Genomic DNA, 24541 nt, shown 5'->3' with positions numbered 1-24541 from the left:
TAAAAAACAAGGGTTAAACCTTGTTTTTGTGTTAAATTATTTTATTTTTTTTCTTGCCATATCTTATTAGCTAAAGCAAATATTTTTTATGAAACTTTTATTATTCCTTGTCTTCTGTTAATAATTGCGAAAATTGTACGCTTACATTATTTATAAAGAATTCCCCATTTTTATCTCAGTTATCGTTTTGTGACAAAAACATGTCATTTAGACTTTTTATTGTACTTGCGCCATTTGCATAGAGATTATTTCCTTTAATATCTACAAATATGATAGCGAGCGTAAGTTTAAATTCTAAGTTATTATTAATATTATTAATATATTTTCTATACTCTTCAATTAATTTTTTTGTTTTGTCTTTATCAATATCATGTTTGTATGTTTTAATTTCCAAATAAATGTAATGATTTTCGTGTACGATAATAAAATCCGGATAACTATTACTTATGTCAAAATTATTATTGATATATTCAAAATTAATTCCACTATGTACTGGATTCTTTGCTCAAATTCTAATTTCAGGCCGCAGTGATACACATTTCTTAAACTCATTTACAAATGTTTTTTCAGCCTCTGATTTTAAATAAATATTTGCAAATTCTTTATTTATTTCTTGATAAGCAAATTTATTGTCTGTTTTTGGATCGCCATCATCTTTACTCTCTATTAAATAATCTGGTAAAAACTTAGAATTATTTATTACATATCTTATTTCTTGATTATCCAATTGTTTTTGCAAATGCTTTTTATAAAAGTCATTAAAGTTTTCGATTTCATATTTAATTATTAAAAATCAAAAGAATGTTTTATCCATTATTGATTTTAATTTTGTTTCATAGATGCTATTTATTTCTTTTTTAATATTTTCTGTAAATATTTTTTTATTATTTTTAATTGTTTTTATATTAAATAATTCCATATCAATTTTATTTTTTAGCTTTAATGTTATTTCTATTTTATTACCATAACTCTTTTGATTAGCAATTATAAAGTTATTATCACAAAACTCTTTTTTGCATACTCGGTATTTTGTTTCAAAGTTTTCAATAGAATAATTATTTAAATAATTAGCAACTTGTTTTTCATAATCATCTAAATTAAAAACAGAATTAGATTTATTGATATTAACAAGAGAACCATACATAAATTTTTCTTTTTTAAACTGAGATTTTAAAATCAGCATTCTTTGAGCATTTATATCTCTATCAACATTGCTATAAATGTAGTATTTATTAGCAATTGAATTAATTCTAAAATCATAAGAGGGATTGGGATTTCTTTTTATTCTTCCGATAGTTTGTGCGCTTAATGTTTTTGACGAAACATTTCTAAGCTGAACTAGCATACATGCTCTCGGTATATTTCAGCCTGTTGCTGGTCCTACTTTAAAAATTATCACATCAGTGTCTGAATTGTATTTAGATATATCTCTAAGTGAGAAATTATCTTTTTGTCTTAGACTTGATTCTTTATCATTTTTATCAAAATACTTTACTCAGGATAAAGAATGTTTCTCTAATTTCTTTATTATTAAATCAATGGTTTCATTGAATATTTTTTCTTTTTCAGGATCTTTACTAGCGTTATCAACTTGAATTAACATGGCGGCATTAATGCCCACTAAGCCCGGTTCATTTTTATCATCATTATATTGTTTTTTTATGTCCTTGAATTTTAAGCAGGCTTGCTCTAAAATAACATCATTATCAATATAGGAAATATCTTCATTATCTTCGATACCTTCATTAAAAATTTTTTCGCTTTTTAATAATCTGATTTTATCGTTAAATAAATCTTTTTCGCTTAGCTCAATAAGATCTAAACTTAAATCAGTTGGAGTAGCTGTCATTTTTATAACAAAATCAGCCTTTGATTGCATATTTTGTTCAAATGAAATTTCATCTTTTTTATTTTTTGAAGTATCTGCGCCAATGTGAGCTTCATCACGAATATAAATTAATTTATAGTCATTTAGTTTTATTTCATCTAAAAAAGCCTCAATAGCATGTTGCTCTCTTAAAATTGCATTAGCTTTAAATGATGCTCCACCCATGATATAAACATTATTTGGTTTAGCAAAAAACTGATAATTTTTTTCTACTTTAGAATTTTTATTAATATTTGAAGGGCTTTCAATTCTTGTAATTTTTAAATCGTTATTTATTAAATATTGTTTATACTCATTGAAGTTTTCTTCCATTTGTTTTGGCAACTCTGCACTAGATAAAGTTGCAATAACAAAAACTAAATTTTGATTAAAATTAAACTTATTTCATTCGATTAATTTATCAATATAGTTAATCATCATAAATGTTTTACCAGACCCGGTTGGGGCTTTAAAATAAACAGAATTTTGCTTGTTTTCTTCTAAACTATTTATGGTTTTATTAATTAAAGCATTAATAACCTTTTCTTGAGAATTAGTTAGATTCATTATCTTCTCTTTTCTCTGGTTTTAAAGATGATAAATCATTTAATAAATTAATATATTGCTGTTGATTGTTTTTATCTATTGAAGTTATTCCAAACTCTTTTAAGACATTAATTAATTTATTGGTTAAGTCTTCAATATTAATATCGTTATTTGACGGGCTAACATCATAGTATTTGATGTTAAAGACATTTAAATTTGCTTTATATGGTTCATTTTTCTTTGTTCATTCAAAGGCTTCATTTTTAGTACCAACCCCGTGGTTTATTCTATAAAGTCTTTCATAGTTTACATCTATACCAATGTTATTTTCGTTATTTGTAACAAGAGTGAAGGTTCTATTGCCACCATCTTCGCGATTTAATTCTAAAACCGCATGAGCTGTGGTTCCTGATCCGGCAAAGAAGTCAAGGACACGAATATTTTTTTTATCACTATGAAGTCTAATCAAATATTTTATTAATTTTATAGGTTTAGGTGTTTCAAAAGCATTTTTATATAGGATATCTCTTATTTCATTTTTTGAATCCTGCGTATGTCCTACAATTTCATACCCCAAAATTGTCTTAGATATAATATCTCTAACATCAGATAAATATCTTTTTAAACCTGGTCTTTTCGTGGCATCATCTGGCAGGTATATCTTATTTTCTCTTATCAATTCATAAATCTTTTTTTCTGAAAATAATCACCCAGAATTTTCCGGGCACTTATAAACTTTTTTATTTCAGACAATGTCAAATTTATTATTAGAATTTCTTGTTAAATCAGCTATTTTATATCTTCCTTTTTCATCACTAAATTTATACATTTTATTATTTTTTTCATTGCGTTCTAAACGATTAAATTTAGTTACTATTTGCTTATTTTTTAAATAACACAGAATATAATCGTGATTAACAGAAACGTAATGATTATTACTTTTTGGAGAATAATTTTTTTCCCAAATAAAATTACAAACAAAATTCTCTTCACCAAAAATTTCGTCCATCAAAACTTTTAAATAGCCTTGCTCAGCATCATCGATAGAAACAAAAATAACTCCATCATCTTTGAGAAGTTCTTTTGCTAATCGTAATCTTTCATTCATTAAATTAAGTCAACCATTTCTAGAATATTTATCACGATAAATGAATTTTTTTGCCTTAACATCTTCATTATTATCTGCAATACTATTACCATCTTTTTTAGTTGATTCAGTATTATAAGGAGGATCAATATAAATTACATCATATTTATCAAGCGAAGGCAGCTCTCTCTCTCTCTCTCTCTCTCTCTCTCTCAATCACTATCAAATTCTTTAAAGCATCATAGTTTTCGCCGATGATTAATGTGTTATCTTTGCTTTTGTTTTCATCTAAAACAAAGCTAAGTTTTTCATCTTTTTCTAATAGCGCAACTGTTTGCCAATCACTTTCAGGCGCCACATCAAATCTAAACCCCGTTTTAATTCTTTGTGCAACAAATAAGAAAACATATTGTAGTTGTTTTTCGTCTTCTTGAAATTTTTCTAAAATTTTTATTGCCAGTCTTTTTTGGTCTGTGTTCAATTCTTTTGAAGAAATATCATCAATTTTCTGAATGTAATTTTTTAATAAACTCATTAATATCTCCTTATAGCTTATGATATTTAATTAATTTTACTAAATAAGAGAAATCAAAATAGATTAAAAGACAGTTTTTATTGAACAATTTAATCAATAGTTCTTTTTTATACAATCTTGTTTTTATAAATTAATAATATTTCTCTTATTAGATCTAATTTATTATAAAAATACATGGAACGGAAGTTAAATAATGTTTTCTTATATATATTTTTTATTTATATTTATATTTGCAAAATATATATAAAGATTTTAAAATTTCAATATGAAATGTTTTTATGCAAAAACGCACTTTTTCTTATATCATGATTTAATTTAAATTAAGACATTATTCTACAGGTATCTTATTTAATAAATTATAAGAGCTATAAATATCAATACATCAAAAAATCAAAATAAATTGACATCTAATAAATACTGCTTCATAACTACTTCTTTAAATAAAACATTTTATCAACTATAATGTATTTAATAATATTAAATTATTTAAATAATGAGAAATATTATGATTAGATGAGTCATATTTACAATATTAAAATTAAACCTGTATATGATTACATTGTGGAGATATAATGAACCCTAAAAGCATTAAAAGCAATATTCTTGAGCATTGAATAATGATTGAAAAACTTAGCGAAGGTAATTGAAATAAAAAAGATTATTGCGAGATTAAACTAGATAAACAAAACGATAATTATTATGACTATTTTAATACGATTTTAAAACAAGAAACTAAGCAAAAAAAGGAAAAATATTTAGTTTTTATTTTTAACACATTTAATTCAAAAGAACTAATTGATCTTCTAAACAAAAAACATAATACTAAAATTAATGATGATGAATTAGAATCAATAGGAAATAATAAATTCAGTTTTGCTATACGTTTTAATAATAATCTTGAAATAGAAAAACAATGCACTTTCTATACTTGAAGTGCATATATTAGAGAGACCAAGAGTGATTTAGAATTTAATTCTATGTCTAAATTTAAAGAAAAAGAACATGAACTTTCAGATGATATTGAAAATATATTTAAAAAGAAAGAAACCGAAGATTTAAAAGCATTTTTTAATAAAGCATTTCAAAAATTAATACAAAATTACAATATTGATGTTAATCTTTCCAGATATAAAATAGTAAATGATGATGAAGATGATGCCTTATTGCATTCATTTTTTATTGATGACCTAGTAGAAGCTAAAGGAATATCAACACAAAATCTAGACAAATATTTATCATCATCAAAAGAAGAAAATAGCAATGAATTAATAAAAATAAATTTAGATAATAAACAAGTTGATGGTATTAAACAAATCAAAGAAATTTTAGATCCTAAGAATTATCCATGTTCAAGATTTCCAAGCAATGTAGAATATGCGCTTTCATTAATGCAACAAATTGCAGTAAATCTATCGACAAGTAAAAACTATGAAAATATTAAAATGAAAAGTGTAAATGGACCTCCAGGAACAGGAAAAACAACCCTACTAAAGGATATATTTGCTGAGCTAATTACTCAACAATCTCTCGAAATATGCAAGCTAGATTCAAAGATAATTAAGGATGTTTTTTATAAAGAAATTAAAATTTTGCCTACACAAATTGCAAATAAGAGCATTTTAATAGCAAGTTCAAATAATGGGGCTGTGCAAAATATAGTAAACGAATTGCCTCTATTGGAAAATGTTGACAAAGATCTAGCAAATGAGATAAAGAATGCTGATTATTTTTACAAAACTGCTAATGCAATAACTGAAGAAAGAGATAATAATGAAAGTATTTCCAATAAGCATAAAATCACAAAAGAAAAATGAGGTCTTTTTTCATTAGAAGGCGGCAAAAAGAAGAATATTATAGAAATAATAAAAGCTGTCGAAAATATCATAAAAGAAATATACCAGCAAGAAAATAACAATTCAAATGTATATCAAGATTTTTTAAATTTATATAATGACATTAAAAAAGCACAAAATGATATACAAATGCACATAAACCTTTTAGCTAAAATAGAATTAGAAATACAAGCTTTAATTGACGATTTCACGAAGGATAAACCTGACGATAAATTTGAAAATAGAAATCTTAATATTGAATCAATTAAAAACGCAATTAATGAAAGCCAAAAAGAGATAATAAACTTAATAAATAATAACCAAAATGAATTAAAAAATATAAACAAATCTATCGAAAATTTAAAACTGCAAAAACCAAGCTGAATAAGTAAATTATTTAAAACAAAGAAATACAAAGAATTTAATGAAAAATTAAACTCCTATTTAAACCAACGCGTTAAAATATGCGACTCACTATTATCTCTCGAATCTAAAAAGAATAACATAGGCAAAAAAATCGATAGTATCAATAAAATGCTAGATCAAAAAAATAAAATCGAAGATTTTTTTATCAATAAGAAAATTAATAAATTTAATGCAATTAATGACAACAATGTATTTCAAAAAAGTAACCCATGATTTAACAAGAATTTTAGAATCAAACAATCAAAATTGTTTATTTTGGCGCTAAAAGTCAGAAGACAATTTTTATATGAAAATAGGGAGACTTTAAAAAGCGCCGTTAAAATATGAAATAATAAAATCAAAGGAAAAACTATTGATAAATGCGAGTGTTTAGTGGAAGCATGAAATTGAATTAATATGGCTGTACCCGCAATTAGTTCAACCTTTGCAAGCATAAGGACAATGTATAAGAATTTTCCAAAAGAATCAATGGGATTTTTGTTTATAGATGAGGCGGGCCAAGCCGTTCCACAAGCAGCGGTAGGTGCAATTTTTAGAACGAAGAATATTATTGCTGTTGGTGATCCATCGCAAATTGAACCAGTTTCAGTATTAGACCAAAATACCTTAAAATGAATAAAAGAAAAATATAAATTGCCTTATGGTCTTAATAGCTCGGTGCAAGAAATTGTTGATAATCATAGCAAATATGGATTTTATAAGAGAAACGGAGATTGGATTGGCATACCTCTTTGAGTACATAGAAGATGTCTAAGTCCAATGTTTGATATTTCAAACGAAATTTCCTATGAAGGAAATATGGTCCAAGGAAAAGAAAACAGTAAACAAAAAAGCTACAACGGATTTTGGCTCCATGTTAAAGGAAAAGCCATAAACAAACATTATGTAAAAGAACAATGTCAAGTTTTAAAAAAATATTTATTTAAAATAAAAAACCGTGATGCAAATTTAAAAGATGTCTTTATTATTTCTCCTTTTAAAGCAATAGTAAAAGAACTCGAGAGAAATCTCAACGATATAATTAATAAAAGGAATATAGGAACAGTGCATACTTTCCAAGGAAAAGAAGCTAAAATTGTTTTTTTAGTGCTAGGTTGCGATAAAGATAGTATAAATTCTGCTCAATGAGCTGTTGGCAGCAATAATCCAAATATTATGAACGTAGCAGTAACACGTGCAAAAGAGGAGTTTTATATAATTGGCGATAAGGAAGTATATGAATCACTCAATAGTGATGTAATTAAAGCTTGCTTAAAACACCTAGAAATTGTAAATGAACAATAAAAAATTATATGAATATTGAGTTTATTTATATATATTTTAAATGCCAAGTCAAGTTATTTAAGAACCGATATTTTTCCTAGGTTTTTAATATAAGGATATTGTAAAAAAGAATCTAGTTATTTTTAATTTTCATAAAGAGCCCAAAAGGAATGATTTACAAATATACAAAAGATAGTCAAACACCTCTAATAAAAGCCCAACTAATCAATTTAGTTTTAGCAATGTTGAAGAACTAATTAAAAAATCTAAATTAAATGTAATAGAAACAACAAAGGAAAAGCTAAAAATTTTTACAAAAAATAATAACCAAAAAGTAGAAAAAACTTTAACAGACTCGATAGAAAATAAAAACGATTTGTATACAAGCAAGTGTATGGTGATGAATCAATTGATAATTTGCTTAAAAACATAGTATTTGAAATTCATATGATGATTTAAAAAAAATGCAATTAAAAAATTAAATAAAAAATCATAAATCTATTTTAATTTAAGGTGGATTTATGATTTTTAAATCTTAAAATTGGGAAAATAAAAATGAATTAAATAATATAATTTTGATTTATATTAGAGACATTTTTGCAATAAATATATTTTTATTAGATCAAGGTCGTAAATTAGAATAATACCAAGTAGTAAAAAGTGCCTTTATAAATGCCTTGGCTTTGTCTAAAATTTTGGTCATAATCAGAGCATCAATCATGAAATTTTGCCAAAACAAAAAAAAAAAAAAAAATACTATAAAATTTGCTTTATTAAACTTAATTAAATATAAGGAGAAAAATGAAAAAAAGCAAATTACTTTTTCTAGGATTTTTACCTGTTTTGGCAACACCAGTTATAGCTCTATCATGTGCAAATCCTGCTAAACCGGAAAAACCAGAAAAACCAGCTGAACCAAAGAAACCAGAAAACCCAGAAACAAAAAACCCTCAACAAAAAACACCTGATAAAGAAAGCGATACTGATAAAAAACCTAGTCCAGATAAACAAGGTGATACTGATCAACCAATGCAAGGCGATTCAGAGAATGATAAGCCAATTAAGCCAGAAATTGAAACACCTGAATCAATTCAATTTAACAAAGACAAACAAGCAGTAATGCTTTTCGCTGAAAAAATTTCTAAGGTTGATATTTCAAAAAATAACTTTGTTGATGAACTTAAAAAAGAAGGCGCTGCGGCATTTAAAAAACTTGGTAAAAGTGATTATTATTTCAAAAATGTTTTAACAAAAGCATTTTCATTATTAATTAATCTTGAGCATATCATTAAAAATAAAGATAAAAATCCAAATGTAATTATTCAATTATTAGGCGAAATTGATAACATTTTTACAAAAAGCTTATTCAAGGGACAAATTGATCCTCAACTTAAAAAAGAATTTAACAAAAATGTTAATTTAGGTGTTGAATTGAATAAACTTAATGTTAATTCAGATAAAAAATCAATAGAAGAATTTCAAAAATTACTTGAAGATGAAAAAAAATTAAATGAACTTCTAAAAAGAATTGGTATTACAGAATTTGATTACGAGGAAGAAGCACTTAATAATTCAATTGATAAGGTTAAAATTCTTCTAGGCCTAAGTGTCCCAGAAGTAGTTAAAATTCAATTATTAGGAGAAATTAGTAAGCTATTAACAAAGACAGCAAGTGATTTACTTTTCCCTAAGGGTGAAAATTTAGAATTCGAAGAAAAAACACAACAAGAAAAACAAATCGAAGAAGTTAAAACTATTGTTTTTATGGTTAAAAATCTAAAAATAGAAGCAAATGAATCTAGTTTTTCAAACCTTAAGAAAATGCTTACAGAATACAAAGAAAATTACAAGAAAGATAATGATAAACTTTCTAAATATGGTCTTGGGGGAAACTCATATAATGAAAAATCAATTACCGAAGCAATAAAAACAATTGATGAGCTAATTAAACTTTCAAAAATGAATAACCCAAAAGATGGTAATAATAAAAAAGATCCAAATCTAAAAATTCAATTGCTTGATCATTTAGTTAGATTATTAATGCCAAGTAGTGCTGACTTTTTACAAAACTAAAGCCCTAATAATTTTGTAAAGGTTATTATATAAGGTATCCAAATGTGGATACTTTTTTTATAAATTTAGTTAGAAAAGCATAAAAATTTCTAAAAAATTACTAATATAGAATTCTTATTATGCCTCTATTATGTCGATATTATTTATTTTGATTAAATTTTAAGATAAATATAATGAGTTTATTTTTATAAAATAAGTTATTTGCTATAATTTCTAGGTGCAATGTAAAATTGCCTAAAATGTGGAAGAATTTATTAATTCGTTTGAACCACAATTATCGAAAGGATTTTTAAAAATGGCAAAGGAAATAGTAAAAAAAGCTAAATTACAATTTTTAGCTGGACAAGCCAAACCAGGCCCTGCACTAGCAGGTGTTGGTATTAACATGCCTGAATTTACTAAGGCTTTTAACGACCAAACAAGAGACAGAGGTTCGGAACCGGTTCCTGTATTAATTACAGTTTATAAGGATAAATCATTTATTTTTAAATTATTTACTTCACCAACATCATATAAATTGATTCAAGCTTCAAAAATTAAAGAAGGTAGTGGAGTTCCAAACAAAGAAAAAGTTGGTTCAATTACTTTGGAACAATTAAAAGAAATAGCGGAATATAAAATGCCAGATATGAATGCAATAACTCTAGAAGGCGCTATGCATCAGGTTGCTGGAACTGCTAAAAATATGGGTATTACAGTTGAAGGTTATGAAGAATGACTAAAAGGAAGTGCTAACTAATGGCTAAGAGAGTTACAAAGAACGCTAAAGTTTTAAAAACATTAGTTAACAAAAAAGATATTTACCCTTTAGCAGATGCGATTGAATTAGCTAAGAAAGCTTCATTTGCAAAATTTGACGAATCATTAGATATTGCTATTAAATTAAATTTAGACACAAGAAAATCAGACCAACAACTACGTGGAGCTGTAGTGCTACCAAATGGTACTGGTAAAAGCATTAAAGTTTTAGTGGCTACTGATGAAGTTTCAGCGCAAAAAGCAGCATTAGAGGCTGGGGCAGACTTCGTTTATTCATCTTCAGAACTACCAGAAATTTTAAATCAAGATAAATATGAATTTGATGTGATTGTTGCCGATCCAAAAATGATGCTTGTTTTAGGAAAATATGGTAAAAAGCTTGGTCCAAAAGGTTTAATGCCAAACCCAAAGACAGGAACAGTTACAACAAATCCAGTTAAAGCTGTTGAAGAATTGAAAAAAGGTAAAGCAAATTACCGCGCTGATAAGGGTGGAATTATCCATGCCTCGGTTGGTAAAAAATCAATGCCTACTGAATTGTTGGCTCAAAATGCTGAAACCATAATTCAAACAGTTAAGAGATTAAAACCACAAACTGTTAAGGGAACATATGTTTTAAACATTGTAGTTTCTACTTCAATGGGTGCTGCTGTTAAAGTGAAAATCGATTAATTTGTTTTAAAAAAACTTGGCTTTTTGGCTAAGTTTTTTTAAAACAAAAATAATAAAATTAGACCAAACCCATAACAATTGGGGATTAGGTCTAATTTTATTTTGATATATTATTTTAAATTATAAAATGTCTCCCTTCCTTTAAACTTAGCTCTATTACCTAGCTCATCTTCGATTTTTATTAATCTGTTATACTTAGCGATTCTATCAGTTCTTGACATTGAACCAGTTTTTATTTCTCCGGTGCTAAATGCTACTGATAAATCAGCGATAAATGTATCTTCTGTTTCACCAGAACGGTGTGAGATCACAGGAACTAAATTAGCTTCTTGAGACATCTTGATTGCTTTAATTGTCTCTGTTAATGAACCAATTTGGTTAATCTTAATTAATGAAGCATTAATTGCTTTTTTAGTAATAGCTTCCTTTATATATTGAGGATTTGTTACAATTAAGTCGTCCCCTACTAACTGAACCTTTTCACCATACTTCTCATTCATTGCAATAAATCCATCCCAATCATCTTCATGGTGTGAATCTTCAATTGAAATGATAGGGTATTTATTAATCAATTTACCAAAGTAATTCACAAGTTCTTTAGTTGTAAATTCGTATTTATTTTTAGCATATTTTTCAAAACCAGCTCTTTTATCTAATAATGCCTTCTTAAATTTCTTAAATACATACTTCTTTGTCTCTGAATCATATAGTTCCGAACATGCAGCATCCAAGCAAATTGCAATCGAATTTACGCCTTCTGTTGCAGGATTAAAACCAGCATCCTTAATTGCTTTAACAAGAAAATCAAGTGCTTCCTCATGGGTATGTAAATTAGGTGCAAAACCACCTTCATCACCTACTTGTGTTCCGTGTCCTGCCTTCTTAAGTAATTTAGCTAATGTATGAAATACTTTATTTGCCATTTGCAAAGAGTGTTTAAATGATTTAGCCCCTACCGGCATAATCATGAATTCTTGAAAATCAATGGTATTTGAAGCGTGTTCACCACCGTTAATAACATTTAACATCGGCACCGGCAAAGTAAATGAACTTGCACTAATTTGTTTTAAAGAAGCCAGATATTCATATAATGGCTTTTTAGCTTCGATTGCAGCTGCTTTTGCGCATGCTAGAGATACAGCTAAAATTGCATTGGCACCAAATTTTGATTTTGTTGGAGTACCATCAGCATCAATCATAATATTATCAATCAACTCTTGATTTTTTACATCATGCCCAATTAATAAACTAGCTATTTCATTATTTATATGATCGCAAGCACTTTGAACACCCTTTCCACCAAATCAATTATCTTCATATTTTGTTCCTTTATCACGTAGTTCTAAAGCTTCCTTTGATCCAGTTGATGCGCCCGATGGCACTAGAGCTTCAGCGAAAGCTTTTTTAGTGGTTATCTCAACCTTAACTGTTGGATTCCCTCTACTATCTAAAACTTCATATGCATATATTTTCTTAATTTTAGACATTCCTATTCTCCTTAAAAATTCTTTAAAAATAAAATTAATTTTCGTCATCTAATAACGTTAATTTTTTTATATATAAATTATAGAATTATTTATTAATTTAGAAGCAACATTATTTATTTTAATAATGTTAATAGTGTAAAATTTTATATTATGGATTTAATAGAAAAAGAATTTAATGATTTCATTGATAAAATAACAGAAATAAGATATGACGACCCGCTCAAAGCAATTTATCTCTTAGATAACTCGAGAAATAAATTTGTTATTGATGCAATGCAAAAAGAAATTGACGCTTTCAGAAATACTATATTATTTCAGATTAAAAAAAACAATTTAAAAACAAAAACCAATTTAGATACTTTATCACTAATTAATTCATTAAAAAACAAAAAAATGGATTATATTTTTATGCTTAACTATAATGAATTAAAAAACCGAGATATAAATGAATATCTATCTGAATTTCAATTCTTTTTTAATGGAGATGGTTTTGACAACAGAGGATTTCAAACGCTAATATATGATTTATTGCAAACAAAGAATGTTGATTACAATTACAAAGTTAATAATATAATAATTAATCCTAAAATAGATGGTTCATTTTTAAAAAATGAGGCAATTGCTAAACTGGAAAAAGAAATATTAACAATTTACAGCAATGATGTAGCAAAAAGCAAAATCGCCAGACAAGTATTCAGTGCATATTTATTCAAAAATTGAATTAATATTTTAAAAAATAAAACTATTAGCGAATATGAAGAAATAATCAACGTTACTAAGGTTTTATTTGGCGAAAGGGATGAAAATTCACTATCAGATAATGAAAAATCATTATATTCATTATTTAAATAAATAATGTTATAATAATAACAATATTTTTTATTCAAGGAGAACAAAAAAATGTCAAGAAAATTCAATGAGGAAAATACCGAATTAATTATCGATTATACCATTAATGGCGAGGAGTGAACCAAGGCCTATGAAAAAGCTCAAAAATCATTAGCTAATGATGTTACAATTCCTGGATTTCGAAAAGGTAAAGCCCCTTTAAAAGAAGCTCTAAAAAGAGTTGATCCATTTAAAATTTTTAATAAAGTAATTCATGATAAATTTGATGATGTTTATAAAAATCATATAATTACTCAAATTAAAGACGAAGATAAAATTATTAATGATTATCACCCTAGTTTTGATGTTAGTGATTATTCTGACCAAGGTGCCACATATGTATTTAGATTCCCTCTATTTCCTAATGTAAATTTAGGTGAATATAAGAAACTTAATACTAAGTTAAACATTGCAAACATTGATAAAAAGATGATTGAAGGTACCAAAGAAACAATTCTAAAAAATTACGCTGTTTCCATTGAATCTAATGAACCAATAAAAATGGGTGATAGTGTAAATTTTGATTTTACTGGTTACATTAATGGTGAAAAATTTGAAGGCGGAGAAGCTGAAAAATTTGACATAGTAATAGGATCAAATCAATTCATTCCTGGCTTCGAAGAACAAATGGTCAATCTAAATCGTGGTGAATCAAAAGATATAAATCTTAAATTCCCTGAAACATATCATGCAAAAGAATTAGCTGGAAAAGATGTAGTCTTTAAAGTAAAAATTAATTCAGTTAAAACAAATAATTACCCAGAGGTAAATGATCAATTCTTAAAAGAAGCAAAAATAAATCCATTAGTAAACACTATCGAACAATTTAATGAATATGTTGAATTTGAAGCAACAAAAGCAGTTTTACAAGTAGCTTCGCAAACCTACACAGATGAAGCAATCAACGAAATCATCAAAAACTCTTCAATAACAATTTCTAACATAATTATTAATGAAGAAGCTGAAAAATATTATAAAAGTTTTATTCAACAGCTAAAACAAAAGGGGATTAGCGAAAGAGATTATTTTGAATTCACAAAAACCAATAAAGAGGATGTTCTAAAAACATATCAAGATGAAGCCTTTAAAAATCTTTTTAAATCATTTGTTTTAGGAAAAATTGTAGATGAGGAAAATCTACAAATCACTGATGAAGAATATGAAAATAAGGTTAATGAAATAGCTAAATCATATAATTTAAAACCAGAACAAATAAAAACCTTCGTATCAAAGAAATCATTAGAACAAAATGAACTACCACATAAAATTTTTACTCTACTAGTTAAATTTAGCGATTCTGAAAATTATGAAAAATATAGAAAATTAGAAGAAAATATAAAACAATATGAAAAGAATGTTGAACAAGCTATTGTTAAAATGGTACAATCAAAACCTAAGGACAATGATAAAGAATCAACAACTAAGGCTGATAAGGCTGAAAAATAGATAAACGCAAAAATAAAAATGCAAGATTAAAGTCTTGCATTTTATAATTTCTTTTAATTATTCAGCAATGAGTGTATGCTTTGTGTATCAAGCAACAACCCTTTGTGGCAAGATAAAGAAAGTATAAAAACCAAATGTTACAATACCTAATAGTCATTATTTAATAAATGAACCAAATAATTTGTCCACTTGTTCCATCAAATTTCAATCTTCTAGCGCTTAAATGGTGTGGTTTGCAATAAATTTTTGTCTTGCACAATAAACTCATGGTATAGCAATTCCTAATGTAAAAACAAGTGATAAAATAATTCCTCAACGGAATAAAAAACTGTAAAAAATCAATGTTTTAATGCTGAAACCTCATATATTGAAGAAGGCTCATTTTTGTTTGTTTTTTCCTTTATTTAATCACAATTAAATAATGCTTTTTTTAATTGTACCTATATAAGGCAGCTGTCTCATTTTTTCTTCTCAATCAAAACCAAAACCAACAACAAAGTCTTCTTTTTGAATAATAAAACCATAATTATCAGGCTCAAATTCCACAATTCTACCACTAGGTTTATTTAATAAAGTAAGGACCTTAAGACTCTTAGGATTTCTAGATTTCAAAATTGACACAACCTTAGTCATAGTTTTTGCTGTATCGACAATATCTTCAACTATTAACACATCACGACCCTCGATATTATTAACAAGATCAAGAATTATCTTAACATTTCCTGATGGTTTGTCTTTCCCATCATATGAACTAGTTATCATAAAATCCGTAATAAAATCTATGTTAATTGTTTTTATCAATTGAGCATAAAACGGTAAGCATCCTTTTAATAAACCGACAAGAATTAAGTTATTTGAATTTTTATATGTTTCATTAACTCAATTGCTTAGTTCAATTATTTTTGATTCCAATTGTTCTTGGTTGAAAAGAACTTTTTCTATTCGTGGATCAATTGTCTTAACTGCCATTGTTTTTCCTCTTCATCAATAATTTTTACTACTTGCTTATATACCTCATCCTCAGATAAATTGTTTGTATCGATAATTTTGTAATTAAGTTGAAAATCATCAGCAAGTTCTCTAAAAATTTTATAATAATTTTCATGCAAGTTCTTGAAATAATCGTAATTAAGATCTCAATTATCTATTTCAATAGCTCTCCCTCGCTCAAAAATTCTTTTCTTAAAAGTATCAAAACTTATATCAAGAAATATTACTAAGTCCGGTAATTCGCTTTTTGTAATTAACTTAGAAAATAAGGCTTTGAAGCCATCAAAATATTTAGGTTCCTTTTTGCTAAGAATTAACTTAGCAAAAATATAATGTTCAATAGAAAATCTATCCAAAAACAAATGCCGATCTATATCGGGTTTATCTTGCAATTTATTATAAATTTCCATAAATTTTGCTGAATGGTTTTCAATAATAAAACTTTGAAAACTAATAGTTAAATTTTGTTTTTTCTCATATAATCACTTTAAAAAAGTATTGAATACCTCATCATTTTCTTCAAATTCATTCAGTAGTAAAGAATTTTTATAATGATTAGCTAATTTGGAAGAAAGCGAACTTTTTCCCGCAGCAATCATTCCACTTATTCCTATTATCATAAAGACCCCCTAAATAAGAAAAGTAAAAATATTTAAATTATTTTACTAAATGTTGTAATCAAAAAATAGTAAAAAAATAAAAAATAGCAATTTGTGTAATATGCTATTTTTTTATAAAAAAATAGTTAATAATTATATTAAAAAATATATAAAGTTAATTATAAATCTATCAATATTTTTGATAAAAAATTTGAATCGTTTTGCATATCATATGCCTTAACCAAATTAAGCATTAAGGCAATGATAGTCATGGGTCCAACACCGCCAGGTACTGGAGTTAAATATGATATTTTGTTATTTATCTTAGAAATATCAATATCACCGACAATTAAACCATTTATTCGATGTATTCCTACATCAATAAGGACAACATTATCCTTTAATTTTATTCCGTCCAGGCAGCCACGGCAGCCAGTTGCTACAACAACTAAATCATTCAATAATAAATCGTCCTTCGGAGTATTAATATCATATCTTCTTACATGAGACCCATTTTGCTCAAAATAATCAGCAAGCGGCTTTCCAACTATCTTGCTTTGACCGACAACGGCAATATTCATATTATTAAAATTAATTTGATATTTTTTTAATAATATAACAACACCAAGAGCTGTAGCAGGGAGAAATGAATTAAAATTAGTTAGAAAATTTGCTTCTTGATTCCATTGTGTCAAACCATCAATGTCCTTAGTTATATTAATGCAATTAAGTAACTCTTGTAGATTTTTGACTTTATCCGTTTGCAAAGGAAGCTGAACTAAAAAACCGGTTGTTTCTTTGTTCAGAATATCAATATTATGCTTTATTTCTTCTTCTGATACGTTTCTATTTAATTTTATTAATTTTGTTTTAAACCCAAGGAAATGAGCAATATTTAATTTATGCTTTATATATATATTAGATTCCTCAAGATCACCAACCTGTAATATACCTAAAATTGGCATTTTATCTTCTGCCATGTTTTCAAATTGCTTTTTTATTTTAGTTTGTATTTCTTCCTTAGTTTTTTTACCATCTAAAATATTGTACATTTTTATACTTTTCTAAATGCACCAGTCTTACTTTGCACATTAATTGACGTTGTATCCTTCAATGACTTTGCATAATCCATAGCTTCTTTTTGCGTTTTAAAAACTCTCAAAGCTCTTTGTCCTTTTGGGTTTTTTACTGCCCATCCATCAGGATGATTTACGACTAATCTCACTGCCATTATTTTTCCCCTTTTATTTTAAGATTTACAATAAAAATACTTTATATATTATAAAATCATACATTATTTTTTAATTAAAAATAAGCTATTTTATTTAAAAAAAATAAAAAAACTTTTTTGTTATTAATATATTTTTTTATCAAAAAACCGGATTAAATTATTTTCTAAACTTTCCATCAAAAAAAGCAATAAAATAGGTTTTTATGATAATTGTAAAATTTAACTTAACAATTCGACGAGATTACAATTGTTATTTTGAAATAAAGCCACCACAAATTAATAATTTCATAAATTTATTTATTTGCTAAATATCTTAAATATTTTAAAATTTGCTATCTCCCAAAATTTTAAAAGGCCATTTCTTTCGATATCTTTTGAGTTTTTTTGTAAATTGAAAAAATAAATTTTAAGGAGTTTTTTTAATAATGGCGACTCTTTAACTTTCTGCATCTATCATTTTAATTGACGTTGGTATATCGGTGATTCCTCTTATTTAGTTATTAATATTGCTATTTGTTTAATAAAAATTTTTACTATAATTTTTATCTAATTATTTTTATAATTGATTCTTAACATAAACAAAAAAACATGATGCCAAGGCATCATGCTAGTGTATTTACATTTGGTGGAGATGCGGGGAATTGAACCCCGGTCCATACATTGTAATATTTCAATATCTACAGTTTATTCTATTTTTATGCTAACCAGTTTTAATTAAAATAGAAAAAAATTAAAAGGGTGTCAGTTTGTTTGAGTCATTCAGCCCTTAACTGAAACAGTACTGAATCAAGCCCAACACAACAAAATTCTTAAATGCGGGCCACATTATAAGATTTTGACCAGATTTTAATTAAGCAAATACTGGATTTAATTGACGATTCATAACGTTTGTCATGAAGTAGTCTTTTTCTTTTTTGTTTTCTAAGTTTGCATTTAAAAAGCCTAGAAGTATTATGGTTTACAAGACCACTGCAATTGAAATACGTAAATATTTGTCGAAGCCATTACATCCCCGTTAATATATTTTTCTAAGGTTTCTTTTTAGCTCTTCTTGTTTAATTTTTTCACGTTTATCGTATTTTTTTAATCTTTTAGCCAAAGCAATTTCAACTTTTATATAATTGTTCACTCAATAAATCGAAAGGGGAACCATTATTAAGCCTAATCTATCAATTAAATTACTTATTCTCAAAATTTCTTTTTTATGCATCAATAATTTTCTTGATCTATCCAATTCGCCCTTAACTAGCATATATTGAGAAATATACAAATTATTAATCCAAACCTCATTTTTGTTGCTAATAGAGCAAAAAGCATTATCTATTTTTGCATTTTGTGCCCTCAAACTTTTTACCTCTCAACCAAGTAATGAAATTCCTGCCTCATAAGTACTATGAATCTCATAATCAAATTTAGCAAATTTATTTTTTATAATTAACTTTGGCATAAATAATATTATAAGATCAAAAAAAGAAATATTAACACAAAGACGCATTAATATTTCCCTTTTCTCTTTCAATCCCAATAATTTTTATTTTATAATTATGGCCAACCTTGAATAAAAGGCGGTCGCCTTTAGCTTCATAATTGGAAATTTTTATAACATTATCATCCAAATCTTCAAATCTTATTAAAACACTTGTTTGATATTCGTTAATATTAAAAAATACTCCAAATTTTTCAATAGAAACGGCCGTAGAAACAAATGTCTTATTGATTAGTGATTCAAAATATTCAGCTTTTCTAATATCAACAATGTCTCTTTCAACAGTCATTGCCGTTCTTTCACTTTCAGAATTCATAAGCGCAATTTGTTCAATTTTACTAGATTCCTCCGAAAACTGTTCATCGCTAATTTTTTTACGAGCAAACAAATATTTCTTAATTAAACGATGCAATAATAGATCAGGATATCTTCTTATTGGTGAGGTAAAATGTGAATAATATTTAGAAGCAAGACCAAAATGACCGATATTTTTAGATGAATATACTGCTTTTTGCATTGTTCTAAGAAAAGCATTTTTTATATAATCATCCAATCCTTTTTCTTTTAGTTTATTTACCATTTTTGAAAAACTTAATGGGTTTCCATCAAAAGGTACCAATATATTATTTAAATGTGCAAATTTAATAAGTTCTTGAAGCTCAAAAAGCTTATCATCAGATGGTTTATCATGAACACGATATATTGAAGGAATATGGTTTTCAAACATCATTTCCGCTATTGTTTCATTTGCTCTAACCATAAAATCTTCAATCATATTTTCACTTTCGCCGTCCTCTCTTATTTTGATGTCTACTACCTTATTATTTTCTATAATTAACTTTGGTTCCTTAATTTCAAAATTAACATAACCTTCTTTGATCTTATATTGTCGAATAATTTTTGATATTCTTTGCGAATCATCCATTAATTTTTTTAATTCTAATGATACATTTATCTTTTTATTAAAATAATCATTCACTTCATTATAAGTTAGGCGATAATTAGAATTAATTACACTTTCATAAATATCTTTTTTAACATTATTACCTTCTTTATCTATTTCTAACTCAAGTGTAATAGTACATCTATCGACATTAGGGTTTAATGAACAAATTCCATTAGATAATTCATAAGGTAACATAGGTATAACCTCACCTGGCAAATAAATTGATGTACCCCGAAGCAATGCCTCACTATCAATTTTGCTTCCTTCTTTTACATAATAAGAAACATCCGCAATATGAATATAAAGTTTTGTATTACCATTAGGTAACACAAAACATGATATCGCATCATCAAAATCCTTTGTATCTAGACCATCAATAGTAACAGTTAATAAACTGCGTAAATCTTTGCGTTGTTTAATTTCATGATCACTAACAGATGTAGGCATATTAGAAGCTTCTAGAAGAACACTATCATCGAATTTCTGGCTAACTTCATTTTCTGCGAGAATTTTAGCAAATGGAAATTCAAAAGAATTAATATTTGTAATAATTCTATTAAACTTAATAGCAATATTTTTTTCATTTGGTTCTAAAACAAAAACCTCAACAACATCATCTCTATTTATATTTTTAGGTATATTCATTAAATTAAAAATCTCAAACTTTCCTTTATCTCGATCATTTGATGCTTCGAAATAAATCTTCCCATTATGCGACCTTAAGAAATTTCCTATCAAAATATTTTTTTTATGTTTTAATAGTTTTGTAATTTTTGCCTTATATAACAATTCATTTTGATCGTTATAATAATAGAAAATTTTGGCCTCTATTAAATCACCATCAAGTAGATTTCTTGTTTCAAATGGAAATAAAATTGCAGATTTTTTCTTCGATTCATCATTAGCGTCAATAAAATCAATAAAACCTAATCTTTTATTAGTTATTGCAACAATATCTTCGACCATTGTAAGATAAAAAATAGGAATATAGGAACCATCCCTCTTGTATTCGATTTTTTCGTTTTCTTCCAATTTTTTAAGTATTAATGATAAATCAGTATTTAATGATGGATGTATGTTTAATTTCTTTACAATTTCCAAAAAACTTAAACCTTGTGGATGAGATTGAATGAATTTTAATATCTCAACTGAGTCTAATTTTTTAACATTTTTAAAAAATTTATTGTTCATTATATGTAAGTTTTAACCTTGCTGTCAAACAACGCGCAAAATAATTGCAAATATAAACATTAAAATACCTAAGGAAATCATCGACCATTTAAGAACTTTTTTAATTCCGCGTTCTTTTGAAATTTTAAATAAGTCAAGATCATTGCTACCAACAAGTGCACCGCTAAAACTATTAGAATCTGGGGCCATCATAAACGATATTCCTATAATACCTAAGGATATTATTAAAAGAATTACAACTAATGCTCATACCATAATATTATTTTTCTCCTAACTTTTAATTTCTATCCCATACTCAGCAAGTTGATCTTTTGCTAATTCTGATGGCGCTGAGGTAAGTAAATCTACACCTTTTGCGTTTTTTGGAAAAGCAATAACATCCCTTATGGATAATGATTTAGTTAAAATCATTAAAACTCTTTCAATACCAAATGCAATGCCACAATGCGGTGGTAGGCCGTATTCAAATGATTTTAAGAAGAAGCCAAATCTTGATTGTTGTTCTTTTCTTGATATTTTTAAAATATCAAAAATCATTTTTTGAATATTGAGATCATGAATTCTAATCGATCCAGAACCTAGCTCAAAACCGTTTAAAACTAAATCATATGATTTAGCTCTAACCTTATTAAACTCATCATTTTTCAAATAATGAACAGTAGATTCATCAAATTGAGTAAACGGATGATGTGCAGGAGCATAAGAATTAGTTTCCTTATCAAATTCAAACATTGGCCAATTAACTATTCACAAAAAGTTTAATTTATTTGGATCTGCTAACTTATATAGCTCATTCAATAGCGTTCTTATTGCACCCAAGGCTTTTAAAACATTTTCTTCATCGTTACCAGCCGATATTAAAGCGATCGGGTTTGATAAATGAGTTGACTCTTTTTTTGTTGCAAGGTGTTTGCTAACTTCACATGATGGACAAGTTAAATCTAATGTTTCAAAAAACTCGCCACCATTCTTATAAAAAATTTCATTAATTATATCAATATGCTCATTAACATCCCGGTCAAATATTATACCCTTTACATATTTCATTCCGAATTTATCACTCAATTCCTCTGAATAATCTTGAATTAAATATGGATATCTTGTGTCGGGTTTATCGTTTCCATAATGTTTCATTGAGTATTCGAAATCCATTCGTGGAAATTTTGTTTCAATATTATAGCCTAATTTTCCCAGAACTTCTGCTCACATTTCCTCACATAATGCAAAGATTTCTTCCTCCGAGCCAAAAGACATTTCAATATCTAATTGAGTAAATTCTGGTTGTCGATCCTTTCTTAAATCCTCGTCTCTAAAAACTCTTGCTAGTTGAAAATATTTTTCAACACCTCCAGCCATCAATAATTGTTTAAATAATTGAGGTGATTGAGGTAGTGCAAAAAACCTTCCTTTTTTTCTTGTTGGCACCAGATAATCTCTTGCGCCTTCTGGAGTTGATTTAGCTAAAATAGGTGTTTCAACCTCAATAAAACCTTTCTTATCGAAAAAATTTCTAATATAAAGCGATAATTTATGTCTAATTTTAAGATTGTTCAATACTTTTTTATTTCGAATATCCAAAAATCTATATTCTAGACGTAAATCCTCATTTGCAGAATTATTCTTATCATCTTCAATATCAAAAGGGATTTGTTTAGATGAATTAAGAATTTGATATTCATTAACTAAAACTTCAATTTCACCTGTTTTTAAGTTTGCATTAGCATCAAGGCGCTTCTTAACGATACCATTAACCTTAATGCAACTTTCTTTGGTTAAAAGTGGGTCAGAAATATTAACAAACACCAATTGAATGATACCGCTAGAATCTCTCAGATCAACAAACATTTGATTCTTAAATTTTCTCTTAGTTGCCACTCAACCAAACAGTTCCACACTATTACCTATATTATTTATATCTAAATCTGCACAATATATTTTTTTCATTTTATATTACATCCTTTATTATCTCTTGAAATTGTTTGATGTCATGGTATTTATGAATAATTTCAATATCTTTAATTTTTATTTTTATTTCTTGATGTTTTGAATTTAATTCCTTAAATATGAGCATTCTAGGTTTTAATTGATAATTTAATTTAAAAAGTTGTTTAACTGAGCATTTTTCATTAATAAATTCAATGTTGTACTCTTTTCTTAAATCATAAGCGATTTTTAATATTTCATCTTTTTCGTGATCATTTATATAACCTATAAGAATATCTAAATCTTCTTTTATCTCTTCGTATTTGTCAATGTTATAAGCAATTATGTTAGATATTCTATCAACGCCGAAAGCAAACCCGATCGATCCGATCATAGGGCCGCCGAAAGATTCAACCATTCCATCATATCTGCCACCAGCAAGAATTGTTGATTTCGAACCAAGAGCCTTCGAATCTGAAACAAATTCAAAGACAATATCTGTATAATAGTCCAATCCTCGCACTAAATATGGATTAACCTTATATCTAATATTAAATTTATCTAGCAAAATTAACAACTCATTAAATTCCTGCTTTTCATTATAACTTAAGAAATCAAGTAATTTAGGAGCATTCATTACAAATTCTTTTTTATTTTCCTCTTTATCATCAAGAATTCTAAGGGGATTTTTTTCTAATCTAATTTTTGAAATTTCGCTTAGTTGATCTCTATATTTTAAAAAGTAATCCTTTAAGTATGCAATATATTTATTTCTGCTTTCAATGCTACCAAGATTATTAATTTCTAAAATAGAATCATTTATTTTTAAATCATTTAAGAAATCATTAGCAAATTTAATTGCCTCAAAATTAGAGAGAACTGATTTTTTTTCGATTAATTCAATTCCACCTTGAATAAATTGTCTATATCTACCCTTCTGTGGTCGCTCATATCTAAACATAGGACCAAAGTAAAATAATTTTGCCTTTGTAAAATTATTTATCTTATTTTCGATATATGCTCTAATAACTGATGCTGTGCCTTCAGGCCTTAAGCTAATAGTTCTATTGCCGTTATCGCGAAAAACATACATTTCTTTTGTTACAATGTCACTAGTTTCACCAGCTGCTCTTATAAAAAGATTATAGTCTTCAATGATTGGTGTTTCAATAAATTGGAAATTATATTTTTTGCTTATTCCCTCAAAAGTCTTACGAATAAAATTTAGTATTTTAGCCTCTTTATTATAAATATCCTGTGTGCCTTTTAATCTTTTGAACATATATTCCTCACT

Annotated in this window: 19 protein-coding genes and 1 other RNA gene; 6 read left to right on the top strand and 14 right to left on the bottom strand. The window is 26.7% G+C overall.

What is annotated here, in order from left to right; all coding sequences use genetic code 4:
• Positions 1 to 100: 100 nt before the first annotated feature.
• Genes ACWXVQ_RS00780 through ACWXVQ_RS00770 form a run of 3 tightly spaced genes read right to left on the bottom strand, consistent with a single transcriptional unit; the run spans position 101 to position 4035 of the window.
• Positions 101 to 2434, bottom strand: a complete 2334-nt coding sequence (locus ACWXVQ_RS00780; protein ID WP_456013210.1) for a DEAD/DEAH box helicase family protein — start codon at positions 2432 to 2434, stop codon at positions 101 to 103.
• Positions 2421 to 3716, bottom strand: coding sequence for a site-specific DNA-methyltransferase (locus ACWXVQ_RS00775; RefSeq protein WP_456013209.1), 1296 nt, complete (start codon positions 3714 to 3716; stop codon positions 2421 to 2423). The genes ACWXVQ_RS00780 and ACWXVQ_RS00775 overlap by 14 nt, the downstream gene beginning before the upstream one ends.
• Positions 3667 to 4035: a hypothetical protein gene (locus tag ACWXVQ_RS00770; protein ID WP_456013208.1), complete on the bottom strand. Its 369-nt coding sequence runs from the start codon at positions 4033 to 4035 to the stop codon at positions 3667 to 3669. Before ACWXVQ_RS00770 ends, ACWXVQ_RS00775 begins: the two co-directional genes overlap by 50 nt.
• A 572-nt stretch (positions 4036 to 4607) precedes the next feature.
• Between ACWXVQ_RS00770 and ACWXVQ_RS00765 the strand changes: the two genes are divergently transcribed.
• From ACWXVQ_RS00765 to rplA, 4 genes are all read left to right on the top strand, one after another.
• Positions 4608 to 7577, top strand: coding sequence for an AAA domain-containing protein (locus tag ACWXVQ_RS00765; RefSeq protein ID WP_456013207.1), 2970 nt, complete (start codon positions 4608 to 4610; stop codon positions 7575 to 7577).
• Positions 7578 to 8357: 780 nt separating this feature from the next.
• Positions 8358 to 9629, top strand: coding sequence for a hypothetical protein (locus tag ACWXVQ_RS00760; protein WP_456013205.1), 1272 nt, complete (start codon positions 8358 to 8360; stop codon positions 9627 to 9629).
• 295 nt (positions 9630 to 9924) lie between these two features.
• Entirely contained in the window at positions 9925 to 10368 is a 444-nt protein-coding gene (gene rplK / locus ACWXVQ_RS00755) for a 50S ribosomal protein L11 (protein WP_456013204.1), read from the top strand.
• On the top strand, positions 10368 to 11060 hold the full coding sequence (gene rplA / locus ACWXVQ_RS00750) for a 50S ribosomal protein L1 (RefSeq protein WP_438340819.1): 693 nt from the start codon (positions 10368 to 10370) through the stop codon (positions 11058 to 11060). Before rplK ends, rplA begins: the two co-directional genes overlap by 1 nt.
• A gap of 110 nt (positions 11061 to 11170) precedes the next feature.
• On the opposite strand, the gene eno is transcribed toward rplA, so the two are convergent.
• Entirely contained in the window at positions 11171 to 12547 is a 1377-nt protein-coding gene (gene eno, locus ACWXVQ_RS00745; RefSeq protein ID WP_438340818.1) for a phosphopyruvate hydratase, read from the bottom strand.
• Between the two features lie 150 nt (positions 12548 to 12697).
• Here eno and ACWXVQ_RS00740 point away from each other — a divergent pair, with 150 nt between their 5' ends.
• Both ACWXVQ_RS00740 and tig read left to right on the top strand, forming a co-directional pair.
• Positions 12698 to 13399, top strand: a complete 702-nt coding sequence (locus ACWXVQ_RS00740) for a hypothetical protein (protein ID WP_455966267.1) — start codon at positions 12698 to 12700, stop codon at positions 13397 to 13399.
• Between the two features lie 48 nt (positions 13400 to 13447).
• The gene (tig, locus tag ACWXVQ_RS00735; protein WP_438340816.1) at positions 13448 to 14881 is read left to right on the top strand and encodes a trigger factor; all 1434 of its coding nucleotides are present in this window, start codon (positions 13448 to 13450) and stop codon (positions 14879 to 14881) included.
• Between the two features lie 414 nt (positions 14882 to 15295).
• Here the strand turns inward: tig and hpt are convergent, their stop codons facing one another.
• The 10 genes from hpt to hisS form a co-directional block, all read right to left on the bottom strand.
• Entirely contained in the window at positions 15296 to 15850 is a 555-nt protein-coding gene (gene hpt / locus ACWXVQ_RS00730) for a hypoxanthine phosphoribosyltransferase (RefSeq protein WP_438340815.1), read from the bottom strand.
• Positions 15820 to 16491: a deoxynucleoside kinase gene (locus ACWXVQ_RS00725; protein ID WP_438340814.1), complete on the bottom strand. Its 672-nt coding sequence runs from the start codon at positions 16489 to 16491 to the stop codon at positions 15820 to 15822. Before ACWXVQ_RS00725 ends, hpt begins: the two co-directional genes overlap by 31 nt.
• Positions 16492 to 16649: 158 nt before the next feature.
• Complete coding sequence (locus ACWXVQ_RS00720) at positions 16650 to 17522, bottom strand: tetrahydrofolate dehydrogenase/cyclohydrolase catalytic domain-containing protein (RefSeq protein ID WP_456012676.1); 873 nt, start codon at positions 17520 to 17522, stop codon at positions 16650 to 16652.
• A 2-nt stretch (positions 17523 to 17524) separates the two neighbouring features.
• Positions 17525 to 17701 carry a DUF2188 domain-containing protein gene (locus tag ACWXVQ_RS00715; protein ID WP_438340812.1) on the bottom strand — a complete coding sequence of 59 codons (177 nt, stop codon included), beginning with the start codon at positions 17699 to 17701 and terminating at the stop codon, positions 17525 to 17527.
• A 623-nt stretch (positions 17702 to 18324) separates the two neighbouring features.
• Positions 18325 to 18715: a transfer-messenger RNA gene (gene ssrA / locus ACWXVQ_RS00710) on the bottom strand.
• 1 nt (position 18716) lies between these two features.
• Entirely contained in the window at positions 18717 to 19148 is a 432-nt protein-coding gene (gene smpB / locus ACWXVQ_RS00705; protein WP_455966273.1) for an SsrA-binding protein SmpB, read from the bottom strand.
• Positions 19149 to 19179: 31 nt separating this feature from the next.
• Entirely contained in the window at positions 19180 to 21324 is a 2145-nt protein-coding gene (gene rnr / locus ACWXVQ_RS00700) for a ribonuclease R (protein WP_455966275.1), read from the bottom strand.
• A 12-nt stretch (positions 21325 to 21336) separates the two neighbouring features.
• Complete coding sequence (secG, locus tag ACWXVQ_RS00695) at positions 21337 to 21579, bottom strand: preprotein translocase subunit SecG (protein ID WP_438340809.1); 243 nt, start codon at positions 21577 to 21579, stop codon at positions 21337 to 21339.
• A gap of 15 nt (positions 21580 to 21594) precedes the next feature.
• Positions 21595 to 23268: an aspartate--tRNA ligase gene (gene aspS / locus ACWXVQ_RS00690; RefSeq protein WP_444705112.1), complete on the bottom strand. Its 1674-nt coding sequence runs from the start codon at positions 23266 to 23268 to the stop codon at positions 21595 to 21597.
• Position 23269: 1 nt separating this feature from the next.
• A complete protein-coding gene (gene hisS, locus ACWXVQ_RS00685; RefSeq protein ID WP_438340807.1) occupies positions 23270 to 24529 on the bottom strand; it encodes a histidine--tRNA ligase in 1260 nt (419 codons plus the stop codon).
• Between the last annotated feature and the right edge of the window lie 12 nt (positions 24530 to 24541).

Source organism: Mycoplasma sp. 527 (genome assembly GCF_053851595.1).
This window is presented reverse-complemented; position numbering and strand designations above follow the sequence as displayed.